This window comes from Phytohabitans sp. LZ39 (assembly GCF_059359075.1).
Genome location: NZ_JCADBM010000039.1, coordinates 46,151 through 73,140, shown reverse-complemented (window position 1 = coordinate 73,140; position 26,990 = coordinate 46,151). Strand labels below are relative to the sequence as shown.

Sequence of the window (26,990 nt, the reverse complement as noted above, 5' to 3'; positions counted from 1 at the left end):
TCCTGGGCCGGCGACGCCTCACACCGCATCCCGATGATGCAGCGCGCCAACCAGATCCCCGCCTTCGACTCGGTCCGCATCAACGTTCAATAGCGACAGCCAGCGGCGCCCATCGGTCACACCTCCCTGTGGCCGGTGGGCGCTGCCCGGTCCGCCCGACGTGGCAGTTGAGGCGGGTCTAGGGTGGCTTGGTGCTGATCTACAAGATCCTGCTGCCCGCCGAGTGGGCCGAGTTCGAGGCGGCCGGGCGCTTCGACGGGTCGCCGTTCGACCACGCGTCCGGGTTCATCCACTGCTCCTCGCGCGAGCAGGTAGGTCCCACCGCCCTGCGGGTGTTTCCGGACGAGCCGGAGCTGGTGGTCGCCGCCATCGACGCGGATGCGCTGGGGGAGAGCGTGCGGTGGGAGGAGTCGGCCGACGGCGTCTTCCCGCACGTGTACGCGCCGGTGCCGCGCGCGGCTGTCACCGCCGTGTACCAGGTCGCCGGCGCGGGCGCCGTCGAGGAGGCGCTGGCCGCCTAGCGGCGCCGTCCCGGCCTAAGCTGTTCGGGTGTCTATGCGCGAGCGACTTGACGAGACGATCGCGGCCGGGCTGGTCGAGGGTTTGCACGCCGTCGTGGTGATCCATAGTGGACAGATGGTGCTGGAGCACTACGGCAGTGGCGACGACTACAGCTGGAATAGGCCGCTCGGTGCCGTCGACTTCGGGCCGCACACCCTGCACGACGTGCGCTCGGTCACCAAGAGCATCACCGCCCTGGTCTATGGCATCGCGCTCGGTGACGGCCTCGTCCCCGAGCCGTCGGCGCCGCTGCTGGCCGGCTTTCCGGAGTACCCCGATCTGGCCGCCGACCCAGAGCGGGCACGGCTCACGGTCGAGCACGCGCTGACCATGTCACTCGGCATGGAGTGGAAAGAGGAGATCCCGTACAACAGCCCGGCCAATGCCGAGATCGCCATGGAGCTGGCGCCGGACCGCTACAGGTTCGTGCTCGAGCGGCCGATCGTCGAGCCACCCGGCACGCGCTACTCGTACAGCGGCGGTGCCAGCGCGCTGCTCGGCGGGCTGATCGCGCGGGGCACCGGCCGCACGCTGTCGGAGTTCGCCGGCGAGCGGCTCTTCGCGCCGCTGGGTATCGAGTCGTTCGAGTGGATGGCCGGGTCGGACGGTGTGCCCTCGGCCGCGTCCGGGCTGCGGTTGGCCACCCCCGACCTGGCCCGCGTCGGCGAGATGGTGCGGGCCGGCGGCGAGTGGGGCGGCCGGCAGGTCGTGCCAGCCGCCTGGCTGCGGGCGATGCTGGAGCCGCGCCTGCCGGTCGAGTGGGGCGGGATGTACTGCTACCAGTGGTACAGCGGCGCGGGCGCCGGTCACCCGTGGGTCGGCGCGATGGGCAATGGTGGGCAGCGCCTGACCGTCGTGCCCGCCCTGGGCCTCGTCGTGGCCATCGCGGCGGGCAACTACGACGATCCCGAGCAGTGGCGCACTCCGGACGCAGTCCTTGAGCGAGTCGTGTTTCCGAGCGTCATCTGATGCCGGCCCGAGCCTTCCTGGCGGTGGTCGCCGCCCTGACCCTCGCCGCCTGTTCCGCGGAGCCGGAGCCGGAGCCGACCCCGGCGCCCCGGCCGCCGTCCACACCCCCGGCCTCGACGCCAGTGGAAAAACCCGCCTTCGAACCATTGGAAGCGCGCTTCCAGGCGCGGCTGGGCGTCTTCGGCGTCGACACCGGTTCCGGCCGCACCGTCGAACACCGGGCGGACGAGCGTTTCGCGTACGCCTCCACGTTCAAGGCGCTCGCCGCGGCCGCCGTGCTCGCCGACACCAGCAGCGCCGAGCTCGACAAGGTCGTGCGCTACGCGCAGGCCGACCTGGTGAGCCACTCGCCGGTGACCGAAAAGCACGTGGGCACGGGCATGACGCTGCGGGCGATCGCCGACGCCGCGGTCCGATACAGCGACAACACCGCCGGAAACCTGCTGCTGGAGCGGCTCGGCGGCCCGGCCGGCTTCGAGCGGGCGCTGCGCGGTCTCGGCGACCGCGTCAGCGACCCGGAGCGGACCGAGACCGCACTCAACGAGGCCAAGCCGGGCGACGTGCGGGATACGAGCACGCCCCGGGCGTTCGCCACCGACCTGCGGGCCTACGCGGTCGGCGACGCGCTCGGCGCCGAAGACCGTGACGTGCTGGTGGGCTGGCTGCGCGGCAACACCACCGGAGACAAGCTCATCCGGGCCGCCGCACCGGCGGGCTGGGAGGTCGGCGACAAGACGGGCGGCGGCGGGTACGGCACGCGCAACGACATCGCCGTGCTCTGGCCGCCCGGCGGCGCCCCGATCGTGCTGGCGATCATGTCGACCCGCGGCGAGCGGGACGCCGAGTACGACGACGCGCTGATCGCGGCGGCGGCGGCCCTCGCGATCGAGGCGCTACGCCCCAGGTAGGCGGCCGGCCAGCTTGGCGGAAGACCAGCAGGGACAGGCCCGCCTGCTCGAAGCGGCTGAACGCGTCTATGTCGGGGCAGTGTCGCAGATCACATCCATCCGCGGCGGCTCGGCGGCCTGCGGCCCCGCTTGCGGTGGGCCGGCGGCGCGCTTTCGGCCGGCCTGCGGCGGGCTTGGGCCGAAGGCGGTGGGCAGCCCGTTCGAGCTGTAGGTCCGCTCGGTACCCTTCCGCCGTGACCGCAGGGGTGAGCCGGCTGGCGTTGGTCCGGCACGGGATGCCGGACCGCGACCTCGTCGACGCTGACCTGCCGGCCGGGACCGCCGTGCGCAGGACGGGCACGGCGGCATGATCGACATCGGACCGCCGCTGGTCAGCCGGCTGGTCGCGAAGCAGTTTCCACAGTGGGCAGACCTTCCGGTGCGCCAGGTCCGCACGGTCGGCACCGACAACCTGATCTACCGGCTGGGCGACGAGCTCGTGGTACGCCTGCCCGCCCTGCCGCGCGCCGCGCCGATGGTGGGCCGGGAACGGGAGTGGATGCCGCGCCTGGCGCCCCGCCTGCCGCTGGACGTCCCGGTGCCGCTGGGGGCGGGCGTGCCGGACGGCGAGTTCCCGTACCCGTGGCTGATCTACCGCTGGCTCGACGGTGACACGCTCGCCGACCGCCCCGATCTCGACCTGCGCGACGTGGCGGTGCGGCTGGGCCGGTTCGTCGCGGCGCTGCAACGGATCGACACCGCCGGCGCGCCGCGCTCGCCCCGCGCGGTGCCGGTCGGTCCGGGCGACGTCGACGTCCACGAGTCGATCGAGCGGCTGGCCGCCGTGGGCCTCGTCGACGCCGCCCTGGCGACCGCCGTGTGGGAGGACGCGCTCGCCGCGCCACCGTGGACCGGGCCGCCGGTCTGGCTGCACGGCGACCTCTTGCCGGCCAACCTCGTCGCGCGGCAGGGCCGGCTCGCCGCGGTCATCGACTTCGGCCTCGTCGGCACCGGCGACCCGGCCACCGACCTGCTGCCCGCCTGGGCGCTGCTGAGCGCGCGAACCCGCGACGTCTTCCGCGCGGTGGTGGGTGTGGACGAGGCGACCTGGCGGCGCGGGCGCGGCTGGGCGTTGCGGGCCGGCCTTGGTGCGGTGCGCGTCTACCGGTACACCAACCCGGCCCTGGCCGCCGCCGGCCGCCACTCCGTGGCCGAGGCCCTGTCCGACTTCCGCTCCCGCTCCTGATCAAAGAAGGTCGGCGAGGAGGGCGGCCGCGCGGGCCGCGCCGCCGGTCGTGACCGGGCGATACCGGACCTCGCGGCCCATCTCGGTGGCGATCGCGTCGGCGAGCGAGTCGGGCGTGAGGTCGGCGAAGTCGAGCCGGCGGCCCGCTTCGTGGCGGCGGAGCCGGTGCGCCACGTGGAAGTTCTGCTCGAAATGGTGGCGCAGCGGCACGTAGATGAACGGCCGGCCGGTGGCGGTCAGCTCCATGCAGGTCGTCAGCCCGCCCTGCACTACCGCCAGGTCGCAGGCGGCGAGGTGCCGGTGCAGGTCCGGCACGTACGGGCGGATCTCCAAGCCGGGGCGGGCGGGTAGCGACGCCGGGTCGATGCGCGGCCCGGTGACCACGATCATCCGCAGGCCGGCCACCAGCCGGGACGCCTCCGGGAAGGCGTCGACGACGCAGCGCAGCAGGTCGGCGCCGACGCCGGAGCCGCCGACGGTCACGACGCAGACCCGCTCGCCGGGCCGGTAGCCGAGCTCGGCCCGCAGCGCGGCGCGGTCGGCGTACTCCTCGGGATCGAAGCCCGTGACGTACCCGGCGAAGTCGTAGTGCGCCTCTGTCCACTCGCGAATGAGCGGGAGGTCGCGGCCGAAGCGGTCCGCGACGATGTCGTCCGGGTCGCCGACGAACACGGCCCGGTCGCGCAGCCTCGGGAAGCGGGCGATGTGGCCGATCATCTCGGCGTTGTAGTCGGCCGCGACCAGCGCCTCCCGTTCGCCGCCGTCGGGCATCGGCAGGTAGCCGACGAAGTCGGTCAGCCACGCGTACCCGAAGCGTTTCAGCTCGGGGTTTTCGTGCAGGAAGTGGTCGACGTCCCAGGCCTCGTCGCCGATGACGAGGTCGTACCGCTCCTCCGTGACCACGTCGCGGAAGACCATGAAGTTGGCGACCAGGATCTCGTCCATCCGGCGCAGCGCCTGGAAGCAGTGCAGGTCGTGCTCGCCCGCCTCGCTCTCGATGTGCGCGGACTCGTTGGCCAGCCACCGGCTCGCCGGATGTACGTGCTCACCGGCGTCGTCGAGCATCCGCGTCACCGGGTGCTGGGTCAGCCAGTCGATCCGCGCGTCCGGGTGGCGCTCGCGCAGCTCGCGGGCGATCGCAAGGTCGCGCCGCGCGTGCCCGAGGCCGATCGGCGAGCACAGGTACAGCACCCGCTTGCGCCGCCGGTCCCAGCGGGTCCAGGTGCGGCGGGCCGGTGCCGGTGGGCGAAACCGCTCGGCGAACTCGCGGATCAGCAGGTTGACGCGGACCGGGTCGCGGGCCATCGGGATGTGGCCGGCGCCCTCCAGCACCACAAGCTCGCCGCCGGACAGCTCGGCGATCCGCTCGCCGCACCGCAGCGGTATCACATGGTCGTCGTCACCGTGGATGGCGAGCAGCGGCGAGGCTACCCGCGCGCACCACTCCTCGACGGTCGCCCGTTTCGGGCCGGCCGCCGCGGACTCGGCGACGAGCACCGCGCCGCTCGTCTCCAAACCCCAGCCGACCGCGTCCTCGATGGCCTTTGTGGAGTGCGCCTCGCTGAAGCACTGTCCAAAGAAGAACCAGAGGAAGTCCTCGTACCGCTCCAGCCAGTACTCCCGGTTGTACTTCGCCCAGTGCTCGCCCGGGTCGGCGCCGAGCGCCGGTACGCCCGACGGCTCGATCGCCGGTGCCGGCCCGGTCAGCGACATGTGCGCGGCACGTACCGGGTCACGCGGTGCGAGCGGCACCGCCGCGCCGACGACGACCGTCCCGTGTACCCGTGACGGGTGCTCGGCGGCCAGCTCCAGCGCCCAGTTGGCGGCCCGTGAGAGCCCGACGACCACAGCACGGTCGGTGGCGGTGGCGTCCAGGACGGCGAGCGCGTAGGCGACCTGCGCCGACTGGTCGTACGCCTCGGACGTGACCGGGCGGTCGGACTGCCCGTTGCCCGGCCCGTCGTAGGTGACGACCCGGAAGTGCCGTGCCAGATATGGCACCTGGAGCTTCCAGAATCGCTTGTGGACGATCGTCCAGGTCGGCAGCAGGAGGATCGTGGGTCCGCCCGACCCGTGCACCTCGTAGTGGATTTTGACGCCGAGGTGTTCGACGAAGCCTTCCGCGTCAGCTCGCCTGGCGCGCATGGCGCTGTCTCCCGGCGACCGCGGTGGGGCGGGGCACGAAGCGCGGCACCCGCGCCATGTACCGCTCGTACGGCTCGCCGAGCTGGCGGCGCAGGTCGTGCTCTTCGAGCCGGACGGCGACGAGGATGTAGCCCGTCGCGGCGGCGGCGAAGAGCAGCCGCCCGGCGCTCATCTCCGGCGTAACCCAGAATGCGATCAGGAAACCGACCATCAGCGGGTGCCGGACCAGCCGGTAGAGCAGCGGCTCGCGGAAGGCCGGCTCCGCGTAGCGGCGGTCGCGTGCCCGGGCGAGCACCTGCCGCAGCCCGAAGAGGTCGAAGTGGCCGATCAGGAACGTGCTGAGCGTCAGGACCCCCCAGCCCAGCAGGTATCCCGCCCAGAGCGGCACCCGCGCCCACGTCGCCTCGACGGACCACACCTGGTCGGTCAGCGGACGCCACTGCCACAGCAGCAGCGCCACGACGAGGCTGGCCGCCAGGACGTAGGTGCTCCGCTCGATGGCCGGCGGGACGATCCGCGTCCACCACCGCTTGAACCACGGCCGCGCCATCACGCTGTGCTGGACGGCGAACACCCCGAGCAGCAGCAGGTCGACGAGCACCGCCCGCCACGCCGGGCCGGCGGGCCCGTCGTCGACGCCTTTCGGCACGCCCACACCGGCGAGAAAGCCGATCGTGTAGAGCAGCACCCCGAGAAACAGCGCGTACGACACCACCCCGTACGCCAGCACCGATGCTCGCCGGAACATGGCCAACCCCCCTGTCGCTCGGTCGACGGACCGATAAGCTGGGACGCTAGCATTCGGCCGAGTGACCGACAAGTGTCGGAAATCAGCGGCGGGGAGCGTGTGAGGGCTTTGAGACGGAGACATATTTGCCCATGCCCGCGTCACCTGTAGGCCGTATGCTCCCGCGGGCACCGCTCCCGGCCGGCGGCTCGTAGACCGAGCCGAAACCCCCGGCCGTCCACTGCCGGGTCCGCGGTGCAAGCCCACGGGCAAGACCTTGATCGGCGGGCTGGCCGCCAAGGGTTCGCCCCGCGGGCTTGCGGCGCGGGGCTGGCAGCGCGGGTCGGGGATCTCGGCGAGCGCTAGCTCGCCGCCGACCCGCGCGGTCTCCGGCGGGAGCGGCGGCCCGCCGCTGACGCGGTCCGGGAACTAGGCGTCGCCTGTGGTGATCGCCTCGCGTGCGGCGGCGAGTACGACCGGATCGGCGCATCCGCGGGCATAGCCGGCGATCCGTCGCCGGATGTCACGGCCGAGCACCCACACGCCGACCCGTTCGAGGAACGGCCGGAGGAACCCGGGCCGGCAGCGGAAGCTGTATCGCCACGTGGCGACCGTGTCTCCGGGCGTCTCGGCCGGTGCGAAACGCCACCCGCCCGCGAACATCTCGAAAAACCACGGCCCGCGCACCATTTTCATGCCCACGTTGGTCGGCGGCGCGAACGAGACGTACTCGCTGACCATGGTGAGACCGTGCTTGGAGCGCGTGTAAGTGCGCACGCCCTTGCCCGGACGGAGCGCTCCGTCGAGGAAGTGCTGGCGCCGCACGAACGGATCCCAGCGGTATCGGACCGGTGCCGTCGTCTGTGACACGGCGAACGCCAGCTCCGGGGGCACTGGGACGGTGATCACCGCTTCGACGACAGGCACCGGCCCATTGTGCCTCCTCAGCCCTTCACGCAAACGACCTGCTTGAGGTGGGCGACCACCTCGACAAGGTCTTCCTGCTGCTCCATGACCTGGCCGATGTCCTTGTAGGCGCCCGGGATCTCGTCGACCACGCCGGCGTCCTTGCGGCACTCGACGCCGGCCGTCTGCGCCTCCAGATCCTCGGTGCTGAACATCTTCTTCGCCTTGGACCGCGACATCCGGCGGCCCGCGCCGTGGGACGCCGAGCAGTACGCGTCCGGGTTGCCGCGGCCGCGCACGATGTACGAACCGGTGCCCATCGAGCCCGGGATGATGCCCAGGTCGCCGGCGCCGGCCCGGATCGCGCCCTTGCGGGTGACGAGCACGTCGACGCCGCCGTAGGTCTCCTCGGACACGTAGTTGTGGTGGCAGCTGATCGGCTCGCCGTAGGTGACCTGGGGCAGGAGCTGGCGCACGACGTCGCAGAGCAGGGCCATCATGACGGCCCGGTTGCGGCGCGCGTACTCCTGCGCCCACCACAGGTCGCGGCGGTATGCCTCCATCTGCGGCGTGCCGGCCAGGAAGACGGCGAGGTCGCGGTCGGGCAGGTCGGTGTTGTGCGGCAGGTGGCGGGCGATGGCGATGTGGCGCTCGGCGAGCTCCTTGCCGATGTTGCGCGAGCCCGAGTGGAGCATGAGCCACACCTGGCCGTCATCAGAGCCCTGCTCGACGCAGACCTCGATGAAGTGGTTGCCACCGCCGAGCGTGCCCATCTGGTGGTGAGCCCGACCCTCCAGGTTGGACACGCCATCGTGGAGGGTGCCGAACCGCCGCCAGAACGCGTCCCACCCGGACTGCTCCAACCCGCGAACGCGGCGCGGGACGACCTCGCTGTCGCGCTGGGCGAAGCCGACCGGGATGGTGTCTTCGATCGCCGCGCGCAGCGGGCCGAGGTTGTCCGGCAGGTCGGCCGCGGTCAGCGAGGTGCGCACCGCGGACATGCCGCAACCGATGTCGACGCCGACGGCCGCCGGCGACACGGCCTGCCGCATGGCGATGACGGATCCGACGGTCGCGCCCTTTCCGAAGTGGACGTCGGGCATGACGGCGACGCCCTCGACCCACGGCAGCTGACCGATGTTACGGAGCTGCTGTGCGGCCTCGGGCTCGATGCCGTACGGGTCGGTCCAGACCCGTACGGGCGCCTTGGTGCCGGCGAGCAGTTCGTATCCCATGCCTCAAACGGTAAGGAGATCACGGGCCGCGCGGCAACGGCGTTTTCGGCCGCGACGACGGCTCGTCGCGTTCGATGCGCAGTTCCCGTTCCAGCTCGGCGACCAGCTCGCGCAGGTCGTCCAGGCGCTGGCTGATCGCGATGCGGTCGATCTCGTCGGGCACGCCGTCGCCGTCTTCGTCGGCCGCCATCCGCTCGGTCATCTCCAGCCGGCGGGCCTCCTCCATCGAGTTGACGATGACCGCGATGAGGATGTTGAGCAGCAGGTTGGCGGTGATGAGCACGTAGCTCACGTAGTACACGAGCGTCCACGGCGACAGCGCCATGCCCTGCTCGACGAGCTGGGGCAGGTTTTCCAGCGACAGCAGCACGAAGAGGGTGAGCACCGCCCGCCCGATCGTGCCGTACTCGTCGGGCGCGTGATGGCGGAAGATGAGCCAGCCGGCCATGCCGTACACGTAGAGCGTCACCATGGCCAGCGCCAGGAAGCCACCCACGCCGGGAAGGCTGCGCAGCAGCGCCGCCACGATCGTGCGCAGGCCGGGGGAGAAGCGCACCAGCCGCACCACGCGGGCGATGCGGATGACCCGCAGGATCGGCGACTCCCCGTGCAGGCCGGGGATGAAGGCGGCGGCGATGACGAGGAAGTCGAAGACGTTCCAGCCGTGGCGGAAGAAGTCTTGCGGGCGGCGGCCGTAAGCGAGGATGCGGATGACGATCTCGGTGACGAACACCGCCCGGAAGAACCACTCCAGCAGGTGCAACGGGGGACCTGCCATCCCGAGGTGCGGGTAGGTCTCCAGGCCGAGCACGACCGCGTTCGCGCCGATGATTACGACGATGGCGACCTCGAAGGCGCGGGAATGGACGATGCGGCTACAGCGGTCAGCCAGGCGCGATGGCGGCACGGCGAGCTCCTCCCAGACTGTCGCGTGCGGTTCGTTCTTGCCAGCTTGTGGCAACAAGGTAGAGTGCCGGCATGGAACCTGGCGGTGACGAGCCGCCGGGCTCCGCTGCGATGATCCCGGGCGTCCGGGCGCACGTCGAGACCGTGTTGCTGAGCGCACGGAGCGGACGGCTCTGCTTCCGCACCGTGTCAGGGCAGCTCGGTGCTGGCGAGCACCCGGACGCCTGCGCGCGGAGCCTGGCCGGCCCGGGTGTGGGATTGCTGCACTCGACGTCGTGGCGACACACCGCCGGTGGCATCGTGCTCACGTACGTGGCGCTGCCCGACCCGGATCCGGCCGCGGCGGCCGAGCCGGTGCTCGACCTGCCGGCTACGCGCGGGCCCGACCCGCTCACGCCGAGCCCGGCGGTGGTGCGTCCGGTGGACGTCGCCGCGCACGCCTGCCGCCACCTGGCCTTCCTGCGGCACACCGATCCGCAGGTGGCGCGTGTGGCGACGGGTGCGCGCGAGCTGTGGGACCTGATCGACGTGTTCACGCCGGCGGTGGCCGGCCTGCTGCCGATGGGGACGCGGTAGCGGCGCTATGGGCGAACTGCTATGCCGCGCGCCGTACGCCGGGCCGGTAGATTGTCGAGCATCGATGTCAGCTCCCACAAGGAGTCCACAATGCTCAGACGCGCCTTCTTGGGCCTCCTCGCGCTCTCCATGTCGCTCGTCGGCGTCCAGGTCCTCGCCGACGCGCCCGCGGCCGCGGCGCCGCGGATCGTCTACTACGACGCCAGCCGGGCCGGCGAGTTCGCGACGAACTTCGCGCAGGCGGCCCAGATCTGGAACAGCAGCGTGACCAACGTGCGGCTGCAAGCCGGCTCGCCCGCGACCGTCGTCATCTACGTCGACAGTGGATGGCCGCGCGCGTACGTGACCGGGCTCGGCTCGGGCCGTATCTACATGGGCCGACAGGCGGTCAACCAGGGCTACAACCGCACCCGCATCGCCACCCACGAGTGGGGCCACATCCTCGGCCTGCCCGACCGCCGCACCGGCCTCTGCTCGGACCTGATGTCCGGCAGCAGCGCACCGGTCTCCTGCGCCAACGCCAACCCCAGCGCGGCCGAGCGAGCCCGGGTCGACCAGCTCTTCGCCGGCAGTGCCACGCCGGCGCCAGCGGGCGTCTACGCCTGGAGCTGACGCTCGGCCGGTAGATCGGCGGCGGACAACCAGCGGACCAGCTCCGAGCCGGGCATCGGGTGTGCGGCGATCCAGCCCTGGATCAGCGTGCATCCGGCCCACTTTGGCCCCAAGAGGGCAGCCCTCTTGGGCGTGAATTCCCAACAGGGCTCCCGTATACCCGCCCAGACAGTGACAGGGCTGCCCTCTTGAGGGCAGGGCGCAAGGGGTGAGCGGGACCGGCGGCGGATGGGCGAGGCCGCGGCGACCCTAGCTCCGGACGCTTCTAGTCCCTCACCACCCAGGCGGCGGTGTCCGGTGGGAGCAGGTCGCCGTCCAGTGGGTTGCTGGACAGTGCCACCGTGCCGGGCGCGGGCAGAGCGATCGGCACGTCGGACAGGTTGACCACGCAGGCGAACGTCGCCGCCGGGCCCCGGCTGAACACCAGCACCCGGTCCGGGCCGGGCAGCCAGGCGAACGGGCCGTCACCCAACTCCGGTCGGGCGCGCCGCTGCCGCAGGGCCTGGCGGTACAGCTCCAGCATCGAGTCCGGGTCGCCCGACTCGGCCTCCACGGTGCGGTCGCGCCAGCTGGCCGGCTGCGGGAGCCACGGGTCGGCGGTGGCGCCGGGCGGGCTGAAGCCGAACGGCGGGGCGGTGCCGGACCACGGGATCGGCACGCGGCAGCCGTCACGGCCGAGGTTTTCACCGGCGGTGCGGAAGAACATCGGGTCCTGCCGGAGTGCGTCCGGGATGTCCTCGATCTCCTCCAGGCCGAGCTCCTCACCCTGGTACAGGTAGACCGAGCCGGGCAGCGCCAGGTTGAGCAGCAGCGCGGCGCGGGCCCGCCGCAGCCCCAGCGCCCGGTCGGTGGGCGCGCCCAGCTGGCGAAAGTCCAATGTGAACGACGTGTCCGCGCGCCCGTACCGGGTCACGTGACGGGGAACGTCGTGATTGGACAGTACCCAGGTCGCGGCGGCCTTGACCGGTGCGTGCACGGCCAGCGTCTCGTCGACGGTGGCGCGCAGCGCGGCGGCGTCCCAGGGGCAGCCGAGGAACGCGAAGTTGAACGCGGTGTGCATCTCGTCCTCGCGCAGGTACGCGGCGAAGCGTTCCGCGTCGGGCAGCCACACCTCGCCGATCAGCGCCCGTGGCTCCGGGTAGCTGTCGGCGATCGTCCGCCACGCCCGGTACACCTCGTGCACCTCGTCCCGGTCCTGGAAGGGGTGCGGGACCGGCGGGTGGGCCGGGTCGAAGTCGGCGAGCGTGCCGTCCTTCATCAGCAAGGCGGCCGAGTCGATGCGGATGCCGTCCGCGCCCCGGTCGAGCCAGAAGCGCAGCACGTCTTCGAACTCCTCGCGGACCTTCGGGTGCTCCCAGTTGAGGTCGGGCTGCTCGGGCGCGAACAGGTGCAGGTACCACTCGCCGTCTTCGACCCTGGTCCAGGCGGGGCCGCCGAAGATGGACTGCCAGTCGTTCGGCGGCAGGTCACCGTCCGGTCCGCGGCCGGGGCGAAACCAGAACAGGTCGCGGGCGGTCGAACCGGGGCCGTTCTGAACCGCTTCGACGAACCACGCGTGCTTGTCCGAGCAGTGGTTCGGCACCACGTCGACGATGATGCGGATGCCGAGCGCGTGCGCCTCCCGGATCAGCTCCTCCGCCTCGGCGAGCGTGCCGAAGACCGGGTCGATCGCCCGGTAGTCGGCGACGTCGTAGCCGGCGTCCGCCTGCGGCGAGGCGTACCAGGGGCTGAACCAGACCGCGTCGACGCCGAGCGAGGCCAGGTGGTCGAGATGGGCGCGTACCCCGCCCAGGTCGCCGATGCCGTCGCCGTTGCCGTCGGCGAAGCTGCGCGGATAGATCTGGTAGATGACGGCGGAGCGCCACCAGTGGTTGTCACCCACTAAGGTCCCTAGCCTTTCAGGCTGCCAGCGGTGAGGCCGGACATGATGCTCTTCTGGAAAATCAGGAAGAAGACGATGGTCGGGATCGCCGCGATGACCGCGGCCGCGACCACCACGTTCATCGGGGTACCACCGGAGAACGCGTAGATGCCGACGCTGACCGTCCGGGTCTCGGGCGACGGCATGACCAGCTTCGGCCAGAGAAAGTCTTTCCACACCGCGGTGACCGCGAAGATGGAGACCACGCCGAGGATCGGCCGCGACATCGGCAGGACGATCGACCACAGTGTACGGAGCGGCGTCGCACCGTCCATGACGGCCGCTGACATGATCTCCTCCGGGATCGAGTCGAAGAAGCGCTTCAGCAGGAAGATGTTGAACGCGTTCGCCACCGCGGGCAGCCACAGCGCCAGCGGGGAGTCCAGCAGGTTGACGTGCAGGATCGGCAGGTCGATGACCGTCACGTACTGCGGGATGATGAGCACCATCGCCGGGATCATCAGCGTGGCGAGCATCAGGCCGAGGATCGCGTTGCCGAAGGCGGGGCGCAGCTTCGACAGGGCGTACGCCGCGGCCGTGTCCAGCACCAGCTGGAAGACGAGCGCGCCGGCCGCGTAGTAGAACGTGTTGAAGAGCAGCTTGGCGAGGTCGAGCTGATTCCACGCGTCGGTGTAGTTGGTCAGCCGCGGATCCTTCGGCCACAGCGTCGGCGGGGTCTGCGCGATCTCCTGGCCCGACTTGAGGGCGCCGGTGACCATCCAGTACAGCGGGCCGATGAAGACCAGCGTGAAGACGAGCACGACGACGGTGAGAAGGGTCCAGTAGACGTACCTGCCCCGTCCGCGCCGCATCTGTGCGTGAGAAATCAAGGTTCGCGTCATGTCTAGTCCTGTTGCGCCGTGAGTCGCACGTACACGAACGAGAAGCCGGCCAGCACCACGAGCATGATCACACCGAGAGCGGCGGCCCCGTTGAGGTCGTTCTGGAAGAAGCCGTGCTGGTAGATGAGGTACGCGACCGAGGTGGCCGAATCCTGCGTACCGGCCCCGTTGGCGAGGATCAGTGGCTCGATGAAGAGCTGCATCGTGGCCACGATCTGGAGCATCGCCATCAGCGAGAGGATCAGCTTCGTCTGCGGGATCGTCACGTTCCAGATCCGCCGCCAGATCCCGGCGCCGTCGATCTCCGCCGCCTCGTAGAGCTCGCCGGGGATATTTTGCAGCGCGGCGAGGTAGATGAGCACGGCGGCGCCCATGTTCATCCACGTGGAGGCGATGACCATCGCGGGCATCGTCATCGTCGTCGACTGCATCCACTCCGACGTGGGCAGGTGGAAGAACTTGAGGATCGCGTTGAACAGGCCGGCGTCGCTCGGGTCGTACGCGTAGTACTTGAACAGGAAGAGGGCGGACGCCGGCGGCAGCATCACCGGGAGGTACACCAGGATGCGCAGGTAGCCCTTGGCGTGGCGAAACTCGTTGAGCAGGATCGCGACGAGAAACGGCACCGCGTAGCCGAGGATCAGCGCGAGCGCGGTGAAGTAGAAGGTGTTCTTCCAGGCGGTCCAGAAGCTCGGGTCGTTGACGATGCGTTCGTAGTTGTCCCAGCCGACCCACGTCGTCTCTCCACGCCGCGTCCGCTGAAAGCTCATCACGACGCCGCGGATCATCGGGTACCACGAGAAGACGGCGAAACAGACCACGGCGCCGAAGAGGAACGCGTACCCGGTGAGGTTGCTCTGGAGCCGGCGCTTACGCCGGCCCTGCCGGCGGGCGGGCGGCCGCGGCCGCGGCCCGGACACCCCGGCAGGTTTGCCGTGCGCCGTGATTGTCGCCATGAAGACTCCTGTGTGGACGGAGCGGGGGCCGGTCGCGCCGGCCCCCGCACGCTGGGTCAGCTACCGGTGCCGCCAGTGGCGAGCACCTGGTTCACCTTCTCCTCGGCCGTCTTCAACAGCTGGTCGATGTTCGCCTTCGAGTCGGTCAGCACCGCGGACATCGCCGCGTCCAGCACCGCGTAGATCGCCTGCGCGTTCGGCGGTTCCACCTTCACCGGCACCGGGTTGTTCTCGAAGACCGCGAAGTCGTCGACGGTGACGTTGGCGTTCGCCTTGCGCTGCTCGAGCTCCTGCTTGTACGCGTCGCTGCCGACGGTGAACAGCTGCGGCTGGGGCAGGCCGACCGGGTTGTTCTGCGGCTTGGCCCGCACGTAGTCGAACTGGCCCTTGCCCGGCGTCAGCTTCTGGAACGCCAGCCACTTCAGGCCGGCCTCGACCTGTTCCTTGCTCAGGCCCTTCTTGAAGAAGTAGCCCTCGCCGCCGCCGAGCGTCGCCTTCGCCGGCCCGTCCTGGCCGGGCATCGGGCCCATCGCCCAGTCCTGGTACTTGCCCTGGAACTGGGTGACGATCGCGGTGGTGGCGTCCGGCGCGCCGACGAACATACCGACCTTGCCGGCGCCGGCGTTGGTGAGCAGGTCCGGCCACTGGAGCAGTTGCTTCGCGCCGACGCTGTTGTCGGTGAAGCGCATGTCCTTGAGCGTTTGCAGCACCTGCTTGCCCATGGCGTTGTTGAAGTCGGCCTTCTTGCCGTCTTCGGTCACCATCTGGCCGCCGAGCGAGTACAGCTCCGCGGTGAAGTGCCAGCCGCCGGTGTTGCCCGCGCTGTACTCCGAGTACCCGGCGATCCCGTTGCCGAGTGCGGAGATCTTCTTCGCGGCCTCCCGGACCTCGGCCCAGGTCTTCGGCGGGTTCTTGACGTCGAGCCCGGCCTGCTGGAACAGGTTCTTGTTGTAGACCAGGCCCATCGAGTAGTTCTTCGTCGGGATGCCGTAGACCTTCCCGCCGTCGGAGAACGCCGCCTTGGCGCCCGCGTCGATGCTGTCCCACGTCGGCACCGTCGAGGCGTTGGCGTACTGGGTGATGTCCATGACCTGGCCGGAGTCGAGCACCTGCTGTAGGTCGGTCATGTATCCGTAGAAGACGTCAGTGGTCGTGCCGCCCTGTAGGCGGGCGGTGAAGTCCGGCGGGTTGTTGCACTGGGTGCCGACCGAAACGCTCTTGATCTCGATATTCGGGTTTGCCTTCTGGAACGCGTCGACGTCGGCGTTCCAGTTGGCCAGCAGCTCTTTCTGTGACGCGACCGGCTGGCAGTCGACCGTGATGGTGACTTTTCCGCCGGACGAGGACGACCCGTCGTCGTCGCTCTTGGTGGAACACGCCGTGAGGCTCAGCCCCGCGACACCGGCCGCGGCCGCTATGGCGACGACCCTTCGAAACAGCGGTGCGGACATTGTCCTTCCCTTCGGGAACTGCACGAGCGCAAGTGGAGTCACCGTAGCTAACGCGACATATTTCTGCAAGGTTCTGATGGAACGCTGCAAACTTGAGACTTGGCCGTGTCTAATAGCTGACGGACACGCGCGGTATGCACCTAAAAAGGGCGGTTGCGTGATCGCAACCGCCCTGGGATCAGGCCGTCATCGAGGCAGGACGCGGGTCCAGATGTTGGTGGAGAGAGGACCCTGGGTCAGGCTGATCCGCTCCAGGCGCACGTTGTCGCCGCCGGGCCGCTCGAACAGCCGCGTGCCGTCGCCGAGCATCACCGGCGCGACGCTGACCAGCACCTCGTCGAGCAGGCCGGCGTCGAGGCACTCGCGGGCGACGTTGGCGCCGAGGATGTTGACGTACTTGTCGCCGGCCGCCTCCTTGGCCGCCGCGACCGCGCTCCCGAGGTCGTCCACGAACGTCACGCCGGGCACCGGCTCGGGCGGGACCCGGTGGGTCAGCACGAACGTCGGGCCGTCCCACGCGCCGCCGAAGGCCCCCTCGTGCTCGGTGCCCTTGTTGGGGTCGTCCCCCTCGAACGTGCGCCGGCCGACGAGCAACGCGCCGATCCGGTGTACCAGGCCGTCCATCTCGGGGTCGGGCCCGAAGTACGGCTTGAGCCAGGACATGTCGCCGCCGTGCCCGGCGATGAACCCGTCCAGCGACATCGTCGCCGCGTAGAGCATCTTTGCCATGAGCTGCCTCTTTCCCGTCAGGTGTCGGTTACACCCGTTGAGACGTCGGCGGCCGGAAAAGTCATCGGTAGCCCGAAAGCCTTGAACAGGCCGGTGTCGTGGAAGGCGCTGAGCTCGGCGACAAGCCCTCCCTCGACCCGGATCACACCGATCGCGAACGCCCGGAAGGTGTCGTCGCCAGGCGCGCGCACGTATCCCGCCACGGCCGGCATCCCGTTGGCCGCCGTCGGCACCATGCGGAAGCGGCCCACGTAGTAAGGCCCCGCGGGGTCCCAGCTCGCCCTGAGGGTGGCCAGCACCGCGTCCCGGCCGGCGAACCACATCGGCCACGGCGGCATGACCGCGCGGATGTCCTCGGCCAGCAGGTCGGCGAGCGCGACGAGGTCGGCCCGCTCGACCGCCTCCACGTAGCGGCGGACGACCGCCATTTCCTCTTCGGTCGGGCCGAGCGGTTGCGTCCACTCCAGCCGGTGCTCCGGCAGGTGCTCGCGCAGCGTGGCCCGGGCCCGCTGGAGCGCGCTGTTGGTCGAGGCGACGCTGGCGTCCAGCGCCGACGCGGCCTCCTTGGCCGACCAGCCGAGCACGTCGCGCAGGATCAGGGTGGCCCGCTGCCGCGGCGGCAGGTGCTGGATCGCGGCCAGGAACGCCAGCTCCATCGTCTCCCGCGTGACCGCGACGGAGTCCGGCTCGGTCTCGACCGGCGCCGCGCCGTCCGGAAAGGGTTGCAGCCACGGGATGTCCGTGCGCGGCGGCAGGTCGGCGGTCGGGTCGGACGCCGGCGCGAGGTCCTGCGGGAGCACCCGGCGGGCGCGGCCGCGCAGCGTGTCGAGGCAGGCGTTGGTGGCGATGCGGTAGAGCCAGGCCCGCGGCGACGACCGGCCGGCGAAGCCGTCCCGCCCCTTCCACGCCCGCAGGAAGGTCTCCTGCACCAGGTCTTCCGCCTCGTCGTACGAGCCGAGCATCCGGTAGCAGTGCACCCGCAGCTCCCGCCGGTGTCGCTCCACCATCTCCGCGAACGCGGACCCATCGCCCATAACCGCGAACGCTACCGTGATGGCTCCGTAAATCCTTGACGGATTTGCCAATCGAGCTTGACTACACGCCACCCCACGCGGTTATCGTGCGCACACTTTTCCCACGAGCAGACTCTGCGGGGGTCCCGGTGCGCGTTGGTCGATTGTGGACGATTGTGGTCGCGGTGCCGCTGGCGTTGACGGTGCCGGCCGCCGCCTCCGCGGCGGGTGCCGGAGCCGTGCGGGACGCCCGGCCGGGCGCGCCGACCGGCTTGCAGGTCTCGGGCGTCGCCTGCACGAACGCCGGCATCAGCATCGGCACGGTGACGCCGACGCTGTCCGCCGTCTTCCCGGACGTCGACTCGCACGAGTCCATCACCGGCACGTGGGAGTGGCTGGAGGTGCCGGCGTCCGGCGTCTGGGGCCCGTGGACCCCACGCCTGCCCGCGCCGCCGCAGACCACGGCCTCGGCGAACAGCCGGGCCACGACCTCGCCGCTGTCCGGCCTCGCGAACGCGAAGCGGTACGCGTTTCGGGTCAAGGGCACCGACCCGGCGCCGCGGAGCCAGACGAGCCCCTGGTCGCCGTGGTGCGTGTTCACGGTCGACACCGTGGTCCCCACGGCGACCGTGACCGTGGTGACGCCGCCCGCGGGCCTCGGCGAGCCGGGCACGTTCCGCCTCGACTCGCCGGCCCCGGACGTCGTCACATTCAGCTATGGCTGGACCGACCCGCCCGTCACCGAGGTGCCCGCGACGGGCGCCGGGACTGGCCGGACCGCCACGGTGACGCTGAACGCGTCGCGATACGGCACAAACATCCTGTTCGCGCGGGCGATCGACGCGACCGGCAACCACGGGCCCATCGTCTCGGTCGAGGTCCCGGTGCCCGAGCCTTCGGTGGCGGTGGCCGGGTGGGGCCTGGAGGCTTATCTGGGCATGACCGAGGAAAACGCGCTCGCCGACCTGAACGCGGCGAGGGCGGACACCCCGCTCACGCCGCATGACCTCACCTGGGTCGCGGACGCCCGGCTGATCGGCGCGCGGACCGCCGGCTTCGCTGGAAGCGCCACGTCGTACGCCTCCGCCGGCGCACCCGTCGTCAGCACCTCGCGGAGCTACTCGGTGGCCGCCTGGGTGCGTACACCGTCGCTGCCCTGCGCCGGGCGTCAGACGGTGGCCTCCGTCGACGGCGCGCACACCAGCGCCTTCTTCCTGACGTTCGACTGCGCCACGGCGCGATGGGGCATGCGGGTGGCCGACGCCGACCGCGTGGACGCCGCGACGGTGGACGCGTGGGCCCCGGCGGCGTCGACCGGCCCGCACTGGCGGCACGTCGCGGGCGTCTGGAACGCGGCCGCCCACGAGGTCCGGCTCTACCTCGACGGCGCGCTCGTCGCCACGGCCACCCCGTCGGCGGCTTGGCTCGCGGCGTACGGCGACGGCTGGGACGCGACAGGCCCGTTCGTGGTCGGGCGCGACCGGTACGGCGACGCGGACGGGGGCGGGTTCGCCGGCGAGGTCGCGAGCATGTTCGTGTACGACCGGGTGCTCCGCCAGGAGGACCTCACCGGTGACCCGGCGGCGTTCGAGCCGGGCCTGCTCGCACCGGCGAGCGTCGGGCACTGGGAGTTCGGAAACGGCGGCTCCTGCTACGACGACTCGATCGACCCGCTCTGGTGCATGGCGCCGCCCACGGATGCGTGGGAACGCTGGCTGCGCTTCCGGCAGGGGTCGGACGTCGACTACAGCCAGCGCAACGGCGCCCTTCTGCTGGACGGCGTGCACTTCGCCGAGGCGGGCGACCCGTTCCACGGCCTCGCCACTGTCGAGTACGCCGTGACCCAGCGCAACGTCGCCGCGCCCGGCGAGCCGGACCAGTGGGCGGACGCGCCGGTGCTGCGCACCGACCAGTCGTACACGGTGTCGTTGTGGGTGCGTCCGAGCCGGGTGACCGGCGACGACATGACTGCGCTGTCCCAGCAAGGTGCGACCGGGTCGGCGTTCACGCTTGGCGTCAGGGAGCAGCACTGGACGTTCGCGGCTTCGGGCGCCCAGGCCGTCGCGACGGCGGCGGACACCACGGTCTGGACGCACCTCGTCGGTGTCTACGACGCGCCCGCGGGGCAGCTGCGCCTGTACGTGAACGGCGAGCTCGCGGCCACCACGGCGTACTCCTCCGCCGCGCCGGCGAACGGTGCGCTGACAGTGGGCGCCGCGCGGTCCGGTGCCGGCATCGGTGAGCTCTGGTTCGGCGGGCTCGACGACATGTACGTGTACCAGAGTGCTATGACCGCTGCCCAGGTGGCGGAGCTGCACGACGAGCAGGACTGACCGCCGTGGTCGTGGTTTGATCGGGGCGTGGCTGGAGCTGACGTCAAACGGACGGTCGAGGCGGTGTGGCGGATCGAGGCCGCCCGCCTCATCGCCGGTCTCGCGCGGATGACCCACGATGTCGGGCTCGCCGAGGAGCTGGCGCAGGATGCCCTCGTCGCCGCGCTGGAGCAGTGGCCTGAGTCGGGTGTGCCGGACAACCCCGGTGCCTGGCTCATGGCCATCTCCAAGCGCCGGGCGATCGACCACTTCCGCCGCCGGGAGCGGTTCGACCGCAAGGTGGAGGAGCTGGGGCGTGACCTGGAGACGGAGCACACGCCCGACTTCGACGCGGCGGTCGAAGACATCGGCGACGACATGCTGCGCCTTGTGTTCACGGCCTGCCACCCGGTGCTCTCGACGGAGGCCCGCGTCGCGCTGACGCTGAAGGTCCTGGGTGGCCTGACCACCGAGGAGATCGCGCGGGCATACCTGGTATCCGAGTCCACCGTCGCCCAGCGGATCGTGCGGGCCAAGCGGACGCTGGCCGAAAAGCGCGTGCCGTTCGAGGTGCCGAGCGGTGCGGAGCTGCCGGCCCGGCTGGCGTCCGTCCTCGAGGTGATCTATCTCATCTTCAACGAGGGCTACACCGCCACCGTTGGCGACGACTGGATGCGGCCGGCGTTGTGCGAAGACGCGTTGCGGCTCGGGCGGATCGTCGCCGGGCTGGTGCCGCGCGAGCCGGAGGTGCACGGCCTTGTGGCACTGATGGAGATCCAGGCATCGCGGTCCGCGGCCCGGGTCGGTCCATCGGGCCAGCCGGTGCTGCTGATGGAGCAAAACCGCGGCCGCTGGGACCAGCTGCTCATCCGCCGTGGACTCGCCGCCTTGGACCGCGCCGAAAAGCTGGGCGGTGCGCGGGGTCCGTACGCGCTGCAAGCGGCGATCGCGGCCGTGCACGCCCGGGCGCGTACCGCCGAGGAGACCGACTTCGTGCGGATGGCCGCCCTCTACGAGCAGCTCGCCGTGGTCGCGCCGTCACCGGTCGTAGAGCTCAACCGCGCGGTGGCGGTGTCGATGGCGTACGGGCCGGAGGAGGGGCTCAAGCTCGTCGACGAGCTGATGGCTGAGCCGACACTCAAGGACTACCACCTGCTACCCAGCGTGCGGGCCGACCTACTGGTAAAGCTGGGACGCAAGGAGGAGGCGGGTGTCGAGCTGGCGCGGGCGGCGGGGCTGGCGCGCAACCTCCGCGAGCGAGAGCTGCTGCTGGAGCGGGCTCGCGCTTTGTAAACTCCGCGTCCCGAGGGCGCCATCCGATTGTGTGAATCAGTACCATCGGGCGCATGTCACGGGGCCCGATGTTCGCCGATCACGACTCCACCGAGGTCATCGAGATCCCGGAGGATCCACAGCCGCCGAAGAAGAAGTCGCGCCGGGGGCGAACGATCGTCCTCATCACGCTGCTGGTGCTGGCGCTGCTGGCCGGTGGTGGGCTGATCGCCGGCGGCCTCTACTACCGGTCGGTGGAGGGCAGCATCGATCGGGTCGACGCCTTCAAGGACGTGCCGGCGGAGTCGCGTCCGCAGAAGGTGGCCGACGACGCCAAAAACATCCTGATCTTGGGCAGCGACTCGCGGGATCCGGAAAACACGACCGGCACGCGCAGCGACACGATCATCCTGGCCCACCTGCCGAAGGGGCGGGGCAGCGCGCAGATGATCTCCATCCCGCGCGACCTGTGGGTGAGCGTGCCGAAGTCGAAGGACGGCCAGCACGGCGGGCGTGACGCGAAGATCAATTCGGCCTTCGCCTGGGGTGGCATCCCGCTGACCGTGCAGACCGTGGAGAAGTACACGGGCGTGCGGGTCGACCACGTGGCGATCATCGACTTCGCCGGGTTCCAGGAGATCATCGACGCGCTCGACGGTGTGGAGATCGACGTCGAGCAGAGCTTCACGTCCATCCACAAGCCACACCGCAAGTTCACCAAGGGTCCGCAGACGCTCGACGGTGCCGCCGCGCTCGACTACGCCCGCGAGCGGTACGCGTTCCGCGACGGCGACTTCGCCCGGATGCGCCACCAGCAGCAGCTCATCAAGGCGGTGCTGGACAAGGCGGCTTCCGGCGGGCTGCTAACCAACCCGGGCCGGCTCAACTCGTTCCTCCGGGCCACCGCGGACGCGGTTTCGGTCGACGAGACGATGAGCGTCTTCGACACCGCGACCGAGCTCCGCCACCTGCGCAGCGGCAGCCTGACGTTCCTCACCAGCCCCAACAAGGGTTCCGGGCGGGTCGGCTCGGAGAGCGTGGTGCTCGACGACCCGCAGAAGGCGAAGGCGCTCTACGACGCGGTCCGCCGCGACTCCGTCCCGGACCTGCTCAACGCGGCGAAGTAAGCGGCGAACGCAAGCGCTAGCCCGCGGCCACGAAGGGCAACACGTCGCCCTCGAAGCCGTCGATGTACTTCGCCGGATCGGCCTGGAGCACCGAGCCGATCACCGTGCCGAAGACCTGGCGGAAGTCCATCGTGGACTTGAGGTCGCCGTCGTCGAGGTTGGTGAGGCTCGGCTGCTCGCCGTAGAAGCCGCCGGCGACCCGGTGACCGAGCACGAAGACCGGACCGGCGGTGCCGTGGTCGGTGCCCTCCGACGCGTTGCCGTGCACCCGGCGGCCGAACTCGCTGTAGACCACCACCGTGACCTGCCGCCCGGCCTCGGTCTTCGCCATCCGGTCCACAAAGGACGTCAGTGCGGCGTCGAGCTGGGCGAGCAGCAGCTCGTGACCGGCGATCTCCTTGGCGTGCGTGTCGAAGCCGCCGAGGCTCACCGAGTACACCCGGGTCGGCACGCCCGCCTCGACGCACCGCGCGACGAGCGCGAGCTGCGTGGACAGGACGCTGGCCCCACCGGTGCCGGTGGCCGGCACGTCCGGCGCGGCGGCGCCCTTGTCGGTCGTGCCGGCGGCGTGCTCCACCTCGCGCACCATGTGCTCCACGTCCAGCAGGTCGGTGTACGACGTCGCGGCGTGCGCCTGATGGGCCGGCTCGCCGGGCTGCTGGTGGCCGAGCCCGGCGACCATCTGGAGGTCGATGCCCTCCGGGAGCGCGAGCCCGCCGATGCTGACGCACGCGCCGGCCCGGGTCTCGCCGGCGAGCAGCACCGGCAGCACGGGCTCGAAGCTCACCGCGGCCTCCGGTGCCGCCCGCGTGCCGTCGAGCCAGCGCCCCACCCACCCGGTGTGTACCGGCGTGAGCGGCGAGCCGGTCTGCCAGATGTCCATCGAGCGGAAGTGGCTGCGGTCGGGGCGCGGATAGCCGACCCCGCGCACGATCGCGAGGTGCTTTTCGTCCCAGAGCCGCTTGAACCCGGCCAGCTTAGGGTTGAGCCCCAACGCGTCGTCGAGCCGCAGGACCCGCTCGGGCGCGTAGGCGATATCGGGCCGCGCCCGGTAGTACGCGCCGTCCGCGTACGGGATGACGGTGTTGAGGCCGTCGTTGCCGCCGTAGAGGGTGACCAGGACGAGCTTCTGGTCGGCCTTGCCGGGGCCCGCTTCGGCGCCTTTCTGGAGCAGCTCGGCGATCCCGACGGCGGTGGTGCCGGCCATCAGCGCGCCCACACCGGCCACGCCGGAGGCGAGCAGAAACTTGCGGCGGGTCACTGCGTCCATTCAGGTCACCAGGTATTCCGGGCTCGCCATGCCGAGGGTCAGCATGTGGCGCGGGTCCTTCACCTCGCGCAGCACCGTGTACGTCCGGTCGGTCCACCCGTCGACGCAGAGGATGTACGCCACCTCCTCGGGCGTGAGCTTGTCGACCGCGGCCAGCTTGGCGAGCGTGCCGGCCAGGACGAGACGGACCCGACCGGCGGCCGAGGTGAGCCATGCCCCACCCGCCGCCCAGCCACCGACGCTCGGTGGTGCGAACGGCACCTGGCCCATCGCGCGCAGGCCGGTGAGGATCGTGGTGAGGGTCTCCGGCGGCAGGCCGCCGAGCCGCAGACCGAGCTGTCGCATCGCGCCCACGAGCCACTCCACCGGCTGCTTGACCATCGTCTTCGCGGTCGCTCCGAAGGCCTCGTCTTCGAGGAGCACCCGCAGCATCGCCCGGTGCGCCGGAAACACGGCCGCCATCGCCTCCCGGGTGGCTTCCGGGATCGGCTGGCTGGACGACGCGTACCTGTACCACATACGGGAGGCGATGAAGCGCGGGCACTCTTTGCGGCGCAGCAACAGGTTGGCCAGGCCGACGGCGTCGATCGCGCCGGTCACGCCGAGGATCGTCTTGCGGCCGCCGTCGTAGTGCTCGGGCTGCATGATGCAGGCCTCCGAGCCGAGGCTGACCCGGTAGCCGGTGAGCGCCCGCCCGGCTTCCTTCACGTCCTTCTCGGTGTACTGCCCGATGCCCAGCAGGAAGAGCTCCATCAGCTCGCGGGCGAGGTTTTCGTTCGGCGACTTCTTGGTGTTGAGGTGGCCGTCGAGCCAGTACACGAGGGCGGGATCCAGCACCATCTTGCGGGTCATCTCCGCGAAGTCGCGGGCCTGCCGGATGGTGCGGTTTTGCAGGAGCATCAGCTGGGAGCTGCGGACCTTGTCGACCGATGTGGCCCAGTGGCCGTGCCAGAAGAAGACGAGCTTTTCCAGGCCCTGGTGGTCGGCGACGGTCATCCGGTCGAGCCACCAGCGGGTGATGACCTCGATCTGCCGATCCCGCAAGGCGTAGGCCTTGGCCCGCTGCTGATCCGTCGGGTTGCGCAGGTCCGCGTACGGATCCAGGCCGAGTCGCGGCTCGGGTGCGCTGGTCGCGCCGATGTCGGGCCGCTGTGGATCGAGCAACGTGGACAGCGTGGCCGTGTAGCCCGCCTTGCGCGCCACCGCAAGCTCGGCGGCCGTCGGCCCGAAGCTGGCCCGGGCCAGCAACAGCGCGACGTCCTGAGTCATGTTTCGAAACATAGACGACTACTGGCCTACCGGCACCCTGCTGCCGGCGTTGTCGTTACTCCGGCCACGCAGGACGGCCAGCCCGAGCCCGATCGCGAAGCCGGCCAGCGCGCCGGCGAGCGCGTGCAGCGGCCAGCGCACGGCGCGTGGCTCGCCGGGCGTCGTCGCGGCGCTCTCGACGGAGACGCTCGTGCTGACCGGCAGGTCGGTGGTGGGCTTTTCCCGCTGGGCGACCTTGCCGAGCTCGGCCGCGAGGGCGGTGGCGATGGCGGCGGCCCGGGTGGGGCTGGAGTCGGTGACCGTGATGTTGATCTCGTGCGTGTTGAGTGGCGACGACGCTCGCACCCGCTCGCCGAGCCGCTCCGGCGTGGTGTCCAGCCGCAGTGAGTCGATCACCGGCTGGGTCAGGCGCGGCGTGGCCAGCATGGTCGTGTACGTCTTCACCCGCCGCTGCATGAGCCGGCTGGCCAGTGGCGAGGGGCGCTCGGGCGGCGGTGTGAAGGAGATCAGCAGCTTCGCCTCCGACGCGTAGACCGCATCCTTACTGTGTGCGAGCAGGCCAAGCCCAAATCCGCCACATATCACTAATGCGGTGATAAGCAGCCAATTGCCGCGAATCGCGCGGACATAGAGGGTGGCTGACATTGTGCTCCACAACGATTCGGTCGCAAGAGGTCCCGCAGAGATTACCTCCCAAGTGGAACACGGGGATACATAAGGCGAGCGAGCGGCAATCCGCCGGTAACAGATTGACTTGCGGCGTTGGGCCGGCATCAGGTAGGAAGGTCCCGCGACCATAGGCCGCTTGACGAGTCGCGCGCACACAATGGTCGATAAATGCCGCGGGGGTGGGGAGCCGTGACAGCGCTGCACCGGCGTCTTGTCACGCCCGAGCGGGTCTACATGGCCGCCCTCGGTTTCACCGGTTGCGCGGCCCTCGTCTCGGTGGCCCTGCCGGCGACCGAGCGCGGCGAGCTCGCCGCAAGCGTCGCCAGCGCCACGCTCGGTGCGGCGATCGGCAGCTTCTCGGTCGACACATTCCTCCTTTCCCGCCCGGCCGGCTGGATTTTCGAGCGCGGCGCGTGGTGGATGCTGGCGTTCCTGGCCGGCTGCCTCGCGCTCGCCGCGGGCGCCGCCGCGGCGCTCACCGCGCTGGCCGGCATCGGCAGCTACGCCGTCGGCGTCGGCGCCGCGTGCGCGCTGACCGTCTTCAACGCGTTCTCGTCGCTCGCCCTGCGGGTCGACAGGTTCCTTTTCGTGTACGGCACGCGCGCGCTCGGCGGCGCCATTCTCGTGCTCGCCTACGTCGGGCTGTACGCGGCCGACCGCCTCGACGGCCGGGTGTGGAGCGTGGCGTGGCTCGCGGTGCAGGCGTTCACCGGCGTGGTCATGTGCCTCACCGTGCTCGGCATGGCCTGGCGCTACCGGGCGCCGACCGGTGCGATCGCCACCGGTCAGGATCTCCGAGCCGACCTGCGCGCGATGGGCAAGCTCCACATAGGAGTGTGCGCGCAGATGTTGACGTACCGGCTGGACCAGATCCTGATCGCCCGCTTCGCCGGCAGCGGCCCGCTGGGCGTTTACGCGCTGGCCGTGGCGGCGCTCGAGTTCGCGCAGGCGGGCGCCGTCGTACGCGCCCAGCGGATCCTCGTCGACCGGGAGCGTGACGACGCCACACCGGAGCCCACCGGGCTGATCGTGCGGGCCGCGCTGCCGGTCGCGCTCGCCGCCGTCGCCGGGCTCGGCGTGGTCGGCCTGATCCGGTCGGAGTACGCGAACGGCTGGCTCTACGGCCTCCTGCTGCTGCCCGGTGCGATCGCGGTGGCGGCCGGCAAGACCTGGAGCGCGCTGCTGCTGAAGGTGCGTGGCGAGCAGGCGACCACCGCGGTGGCGCTCACCGTCATGTGCGTCGCGGTCGCGCTGTACTTCTTGCTGATCCCGGTGCTCGGCGCGTTCGGTGCCGCGCTGGCCTCGTCGTCGGCCTACGCCGTCTACGCGGTGCGCACCCGGCTCAGCCTGGTCCGCACCCCCGCCCTGACGGCTGGCGGGTGATCGGGC

Annotated in this window: 24 protein-coding genes; 10 read left to right on the top strand and 14 right to left on the bottom strand. The window is 70.8% G+C overall.

The features are described from left to right. Window positions 1–191: 191 nt before the first annotated feature. From AC5L36_RS43500 to AC5L36_RS43485, 4 genes are all read left to right on the top strand, one after another. Window positions 192–521 carry a DUF952 domain-containing protein gene (locus tag AC5L36_RS43500; RefSeq protein ID WP_441224593.1) on the top strand — a complete coding sequence of 110 codons (330 nt, stop codon included), beginning with the start codon at window positions 192–194 and terminating at the stop codon, window positions 519–521. A gap of 34 nt (window positions 522–555) precedes the next feature. After that, window positions 556–1,530 (top strand): serine hydrolase domain-containing protein, encoded by a 975-nt coding sequence (locus tag AC5L36_RS43495; RefSeq protein ID WP_441224591.1) that lies wholly within the window; start codon window positions 556–558, stop codon window positions 1,528–1,530. Beyond that, entirely contained in the window at window positions 1,530–2,438 is a 909-nt protein-coding gene (bla, locus tag AC5L36_RS43490) for a class A beta-lactamase (RefSeq protein ID WP_441224589.1), read from the top strand. Before AC5L36_RS43495 ends, bla begins: the two co-directional genes overlap by 1 nt. Before the next feature lie 346 nt (window positions 2,439–2,784). Continuing rightward, window positions 2,785–3,663, top strand: a complete 879-nt coding sequence (locus AC5L36_RS43485; protein ID WP_441224588.1) for an aminoglycoside phosphotransferase family protein — start codon at window positions 2,785–2,787, stop codon at window positions 3,661–3,663. Here the strand turns inward: AC5L36_RS43485 and AC5L36_RS43480 are convergent, their stop codons facing one another. The 5 genes from AC5L36_RS43480 to AC5L36_RS43460 form a co-directional block, all read right to left on the bottom strand. Continuing rightward, on the bottom strand, window positions 3,664–5,808 hold the full coding sequence (locus tag AC5L36_RS43480) for an alpha/beta hydrolase (RefSeq protein WP_441224587.1): 2,145 nt from the start codon (window positions 5,806–5,808) through the stop codon (window positions 3,664–3,666). Then, a complete protein-coding gene (mddA, locus tag AC5L36_RS43475; RefSeq protein ID WP_441224585.1) occupies window positions 5,789–6,556 on the bottom strand; it encodes a methanethiol S-methyltransferase in 768 nt (255 codons plus the stop codon). The genes AC5L36_RS43480 and mddA overlap by 20 nt, the downstream gene beginning before the upstream one ends. Before the next feature lie 408 nt (window positions 6,557–6,964). Then, entirely contained in the window at window positions 6,965–7,462 is a 498-nt protein-coding gene (locus AC5L36_RS43470; RefSeq protein ID WP_441224583.1) for an SRPBCC family protein, read from the bottom strand. A gap of 17 nt (window positions 7,463–7,479) precedes the next feature. Next, a complete protein-coding gene (locus tag AC5L36_RS43465) occupies window positions 7,480–8,676 on the bottom strand; it encodes an RtcB family protein (protein WP_441224582.1) in 1,197 nt (398 codons plus the stop codon). Window positions 8,677–8,695: 19 nt separating this feature from the next. After that, on the bottom strand, window positions 8,696–9,583 hold the full coding sequence (locus tag AC5L36_RS43460) for an ion transporter (protein WP_441224580.1): 888 nt from the start codon (window positions 9,581–9,583) through the stop codon (window positions 8,696–8,698). A gap of 71 nt (window positions 9,584–9,654) precedes the next feature. Here AC5L36_RS43460 and AC5L36_RS43455 point away from each other — a divergent pair, with 71 nt between their 5' ends. Then, window positions 9,655–10,158 (top strand): hypothetical protein, encoded by a 504-nt coding sequence (locus AC5L36_RS43455; RefSeq protein WP_441224578.1) that lies wholly within the window; start codon window positions 9,655–9,657, stop codon window positions 10,156–10,158. 90 nt (window positions 10,159–10,248) lie between these two features. Beyond that, window positions 10,249–10,770, top strand: a complete 522-nt coding sequence (locus AC5L36_RS43450) for a snapalysin family zinc-dependent metalloprotease (RefSeq protein ID WP_441224577.1) — start codon at window positions 10,249–10,251, stop codon at window positions 10,768–10,770. A 265-nt stretch (window positions 10,771–11,035) separates the two neighbouring features. Here the strand turns inward: AC5L36_RS43450 and AC5L36_RS43445 are convergent, their stop codons facing one another. The 6 genes from AC5L36_RS43445 to AC5L36_RS43420 all read right to left on the bottom strand — a co-directional run bounded on the left by AC5L36_RS43445 (window position 11,036) and on the right by AC5L36_RS43420 (window position 17,703). Then, window positions 11,036–12,652, bottom strand: coding sequence for a glycoside hydrolase family 13 protein (locus AC5L36_RS43445; RefSeq protein ID WP_441224575.1), 1,617 nt, complete (start codon window positions 12,650–12,652; stop codon window positions 11,036–11,038). An 8-nt stretch (window positions 12,653–12,660) separates the two neighbouring features. Continuing rightward, window positions 12,661–13,533: a carbohydrate ABC transporter permease gene (locus tag AC5L36_RS43440; protein WP_441224574.1), complete on the bottom strand. Its 873-nt coding sequence runs from the start codon at window positions 13,531–13,533 to the stop codon at window positions 12,661–12,663. Between the two features lie 2 nt (window positions 13,534–13,535). Further along, window positions 13,536–14,489, bottom strand: a complete 954-nt coding sequence (locus tag AC5L36_RS43435) for a carbohydrate ABC transporter permease (protein WP_441224572.1) — start codon at window positions 14,487–14,489, stop codon at window positions 13,536–13,538. 56 nt (window positions 14,490–14,545) lie between these two features. After that, entirely contained in the window at window positions 14,546–15,940 is a 1,395-nt protein-coding gene (locus tag AC5L36_RS43430; protein WP_441224571.1) for an ABC transporter substrate-binding protein, read from the bottom strand. Window positions 15,941–16,126: 186 nt separating this feature from the next. Further along, the gene (locus tag AC5L36_RS43425; RefSeq protein WP_441224569.1) at window positions 16,127–16,669 is read right to left on the bottom strand and encodes a dihydrofolate reductase family protein; all 543 of its coding nucleotides are present in this window, start codon (window positions 16,667–16,669) and stop codon (window positions 16,127–16,129) included. Between the two features lie 17 nt (window positions 16,670–16,686). Continuing rightward, window positions 16,687–17,703: a sigma-70 family RNA polymerase sigma factor gene (locus AC5L36_RS43420; RefSeq protein ID WP_441224567.1), complete on the bottom strand. Its 1,017-nt coding sequence runs from the start codon at window positions 17,701–17,703 to the stop codon at window positions 16,687–16,689. Between the two features lie 164 nt (window positions 17,704–17,867). Here AC5L36_RS43420 and AC5L36_RS43415 point away from each other — a divergent pair, with 164 nt between their 5' ends. Genes AC5L36_RS43415 through AC5L36_RS43405 form a run of 3 tightly spaced genes read left to right on the top strand, consistent with a single transcriptional unit; the run spans window position 17,868 to window position 22,393 of the window. Further along, entirely contained in the window at window positions 17,868–20,015 is a 2,148-nt protein-coding gene (locus AC5L36_RS43415) for a LamG-like jellyroll fold domain-containing protein (RefSeq protein WP_441224566.1), read from the top strand. 27 nt (window positions 20,016–20,042) lie between these two features. After that, window positions 20,043–21,287, top strand: coding sequence for an RNA polymerase sigma factor (locus AC5L36_RS43410; RefSeq protein ID WP_441224565.1), 1,245 nt, complete (start codon window positions 20,043–20,045; stop codon window positions 21,285–21,287). Window positions 21,288–21,340: 53 nt separating this feature from the next. Beyond that, complete coding sequence (locus AC5L36_RS43405; protein WP_441224564.1) at window positions 21,341–22,393, top strand: LCP family protein; 1,053 nt, start codon at window positions 21,341–21,343, stop codon at window positions 22,391–22,393. 16 nt (window positions 22,394–22,409) lie between these two features. Here AC5L36_RS43405 and AC5L36_RS43400 read toward each other — a convergent pair whose 3' ends face one another. Genes AC5L36_RS43400 through AC5L36_RS43390 form a run of 3 tightly spaced genes read right to left on the bottom strand, consistent with a single transcriptional unit; the run spans window position 22,410 to window position 25,376 of the window. Continuing rightward, the gene (locus AC5L36_RS43400) at window positions 22,410–23,663 is read right to left on the bottom strand and encodes a DUF1501 domain-containing protein (RefSeq protein ID WP_441224562.1); all 1,254 of its coding nucleotides are present in this window, start codon (window positions 23,661–23,663) and stop codon (window positions 22,410–22,412) included. After that, window positions 23,664–24,932, bottom strand: coding sequence for a DUF1800 domain-containing protein (locus AC5L36_RS43395; RefSeq protein ID WP_441224560.1), 1,269 nt, complete (start codon window positions 24,930–24,932; stop codon window positions 23,664–23,666). Between the two features lie 18 nt (window positions 24,933–24,950). Beyond that, on the bottom strand, window positions 24,951–25,376 hold the full coding sequence (locus AC5L36_RS43390; protein WP_441224558.1) for a YveK family protein: 426 nt from the start codon (window positions 25,374–25,376) through the stop codon (window positions 24,951–24,953). Window positions 25,377–25,790: 414 nt separating this feature from the next. Here AC5L36_RS43390 and AC5L36_RS43385 point away from each other — a divergent pair, with 414 nt between their 5' ends. Beyond that, window positions 25,791–26,984, top strand: coding sequence for a lipopolysaccharide biosynthesis protein (locus AC5L36_RS43385; protein ID WP_441224557.1), 1,194 nt, complete (start codon window positions 25,791–25,793; stop codon window positions 26,982–26,984). Window positions 26,985–26,990 lie beyond the last annotated feature (6 nt).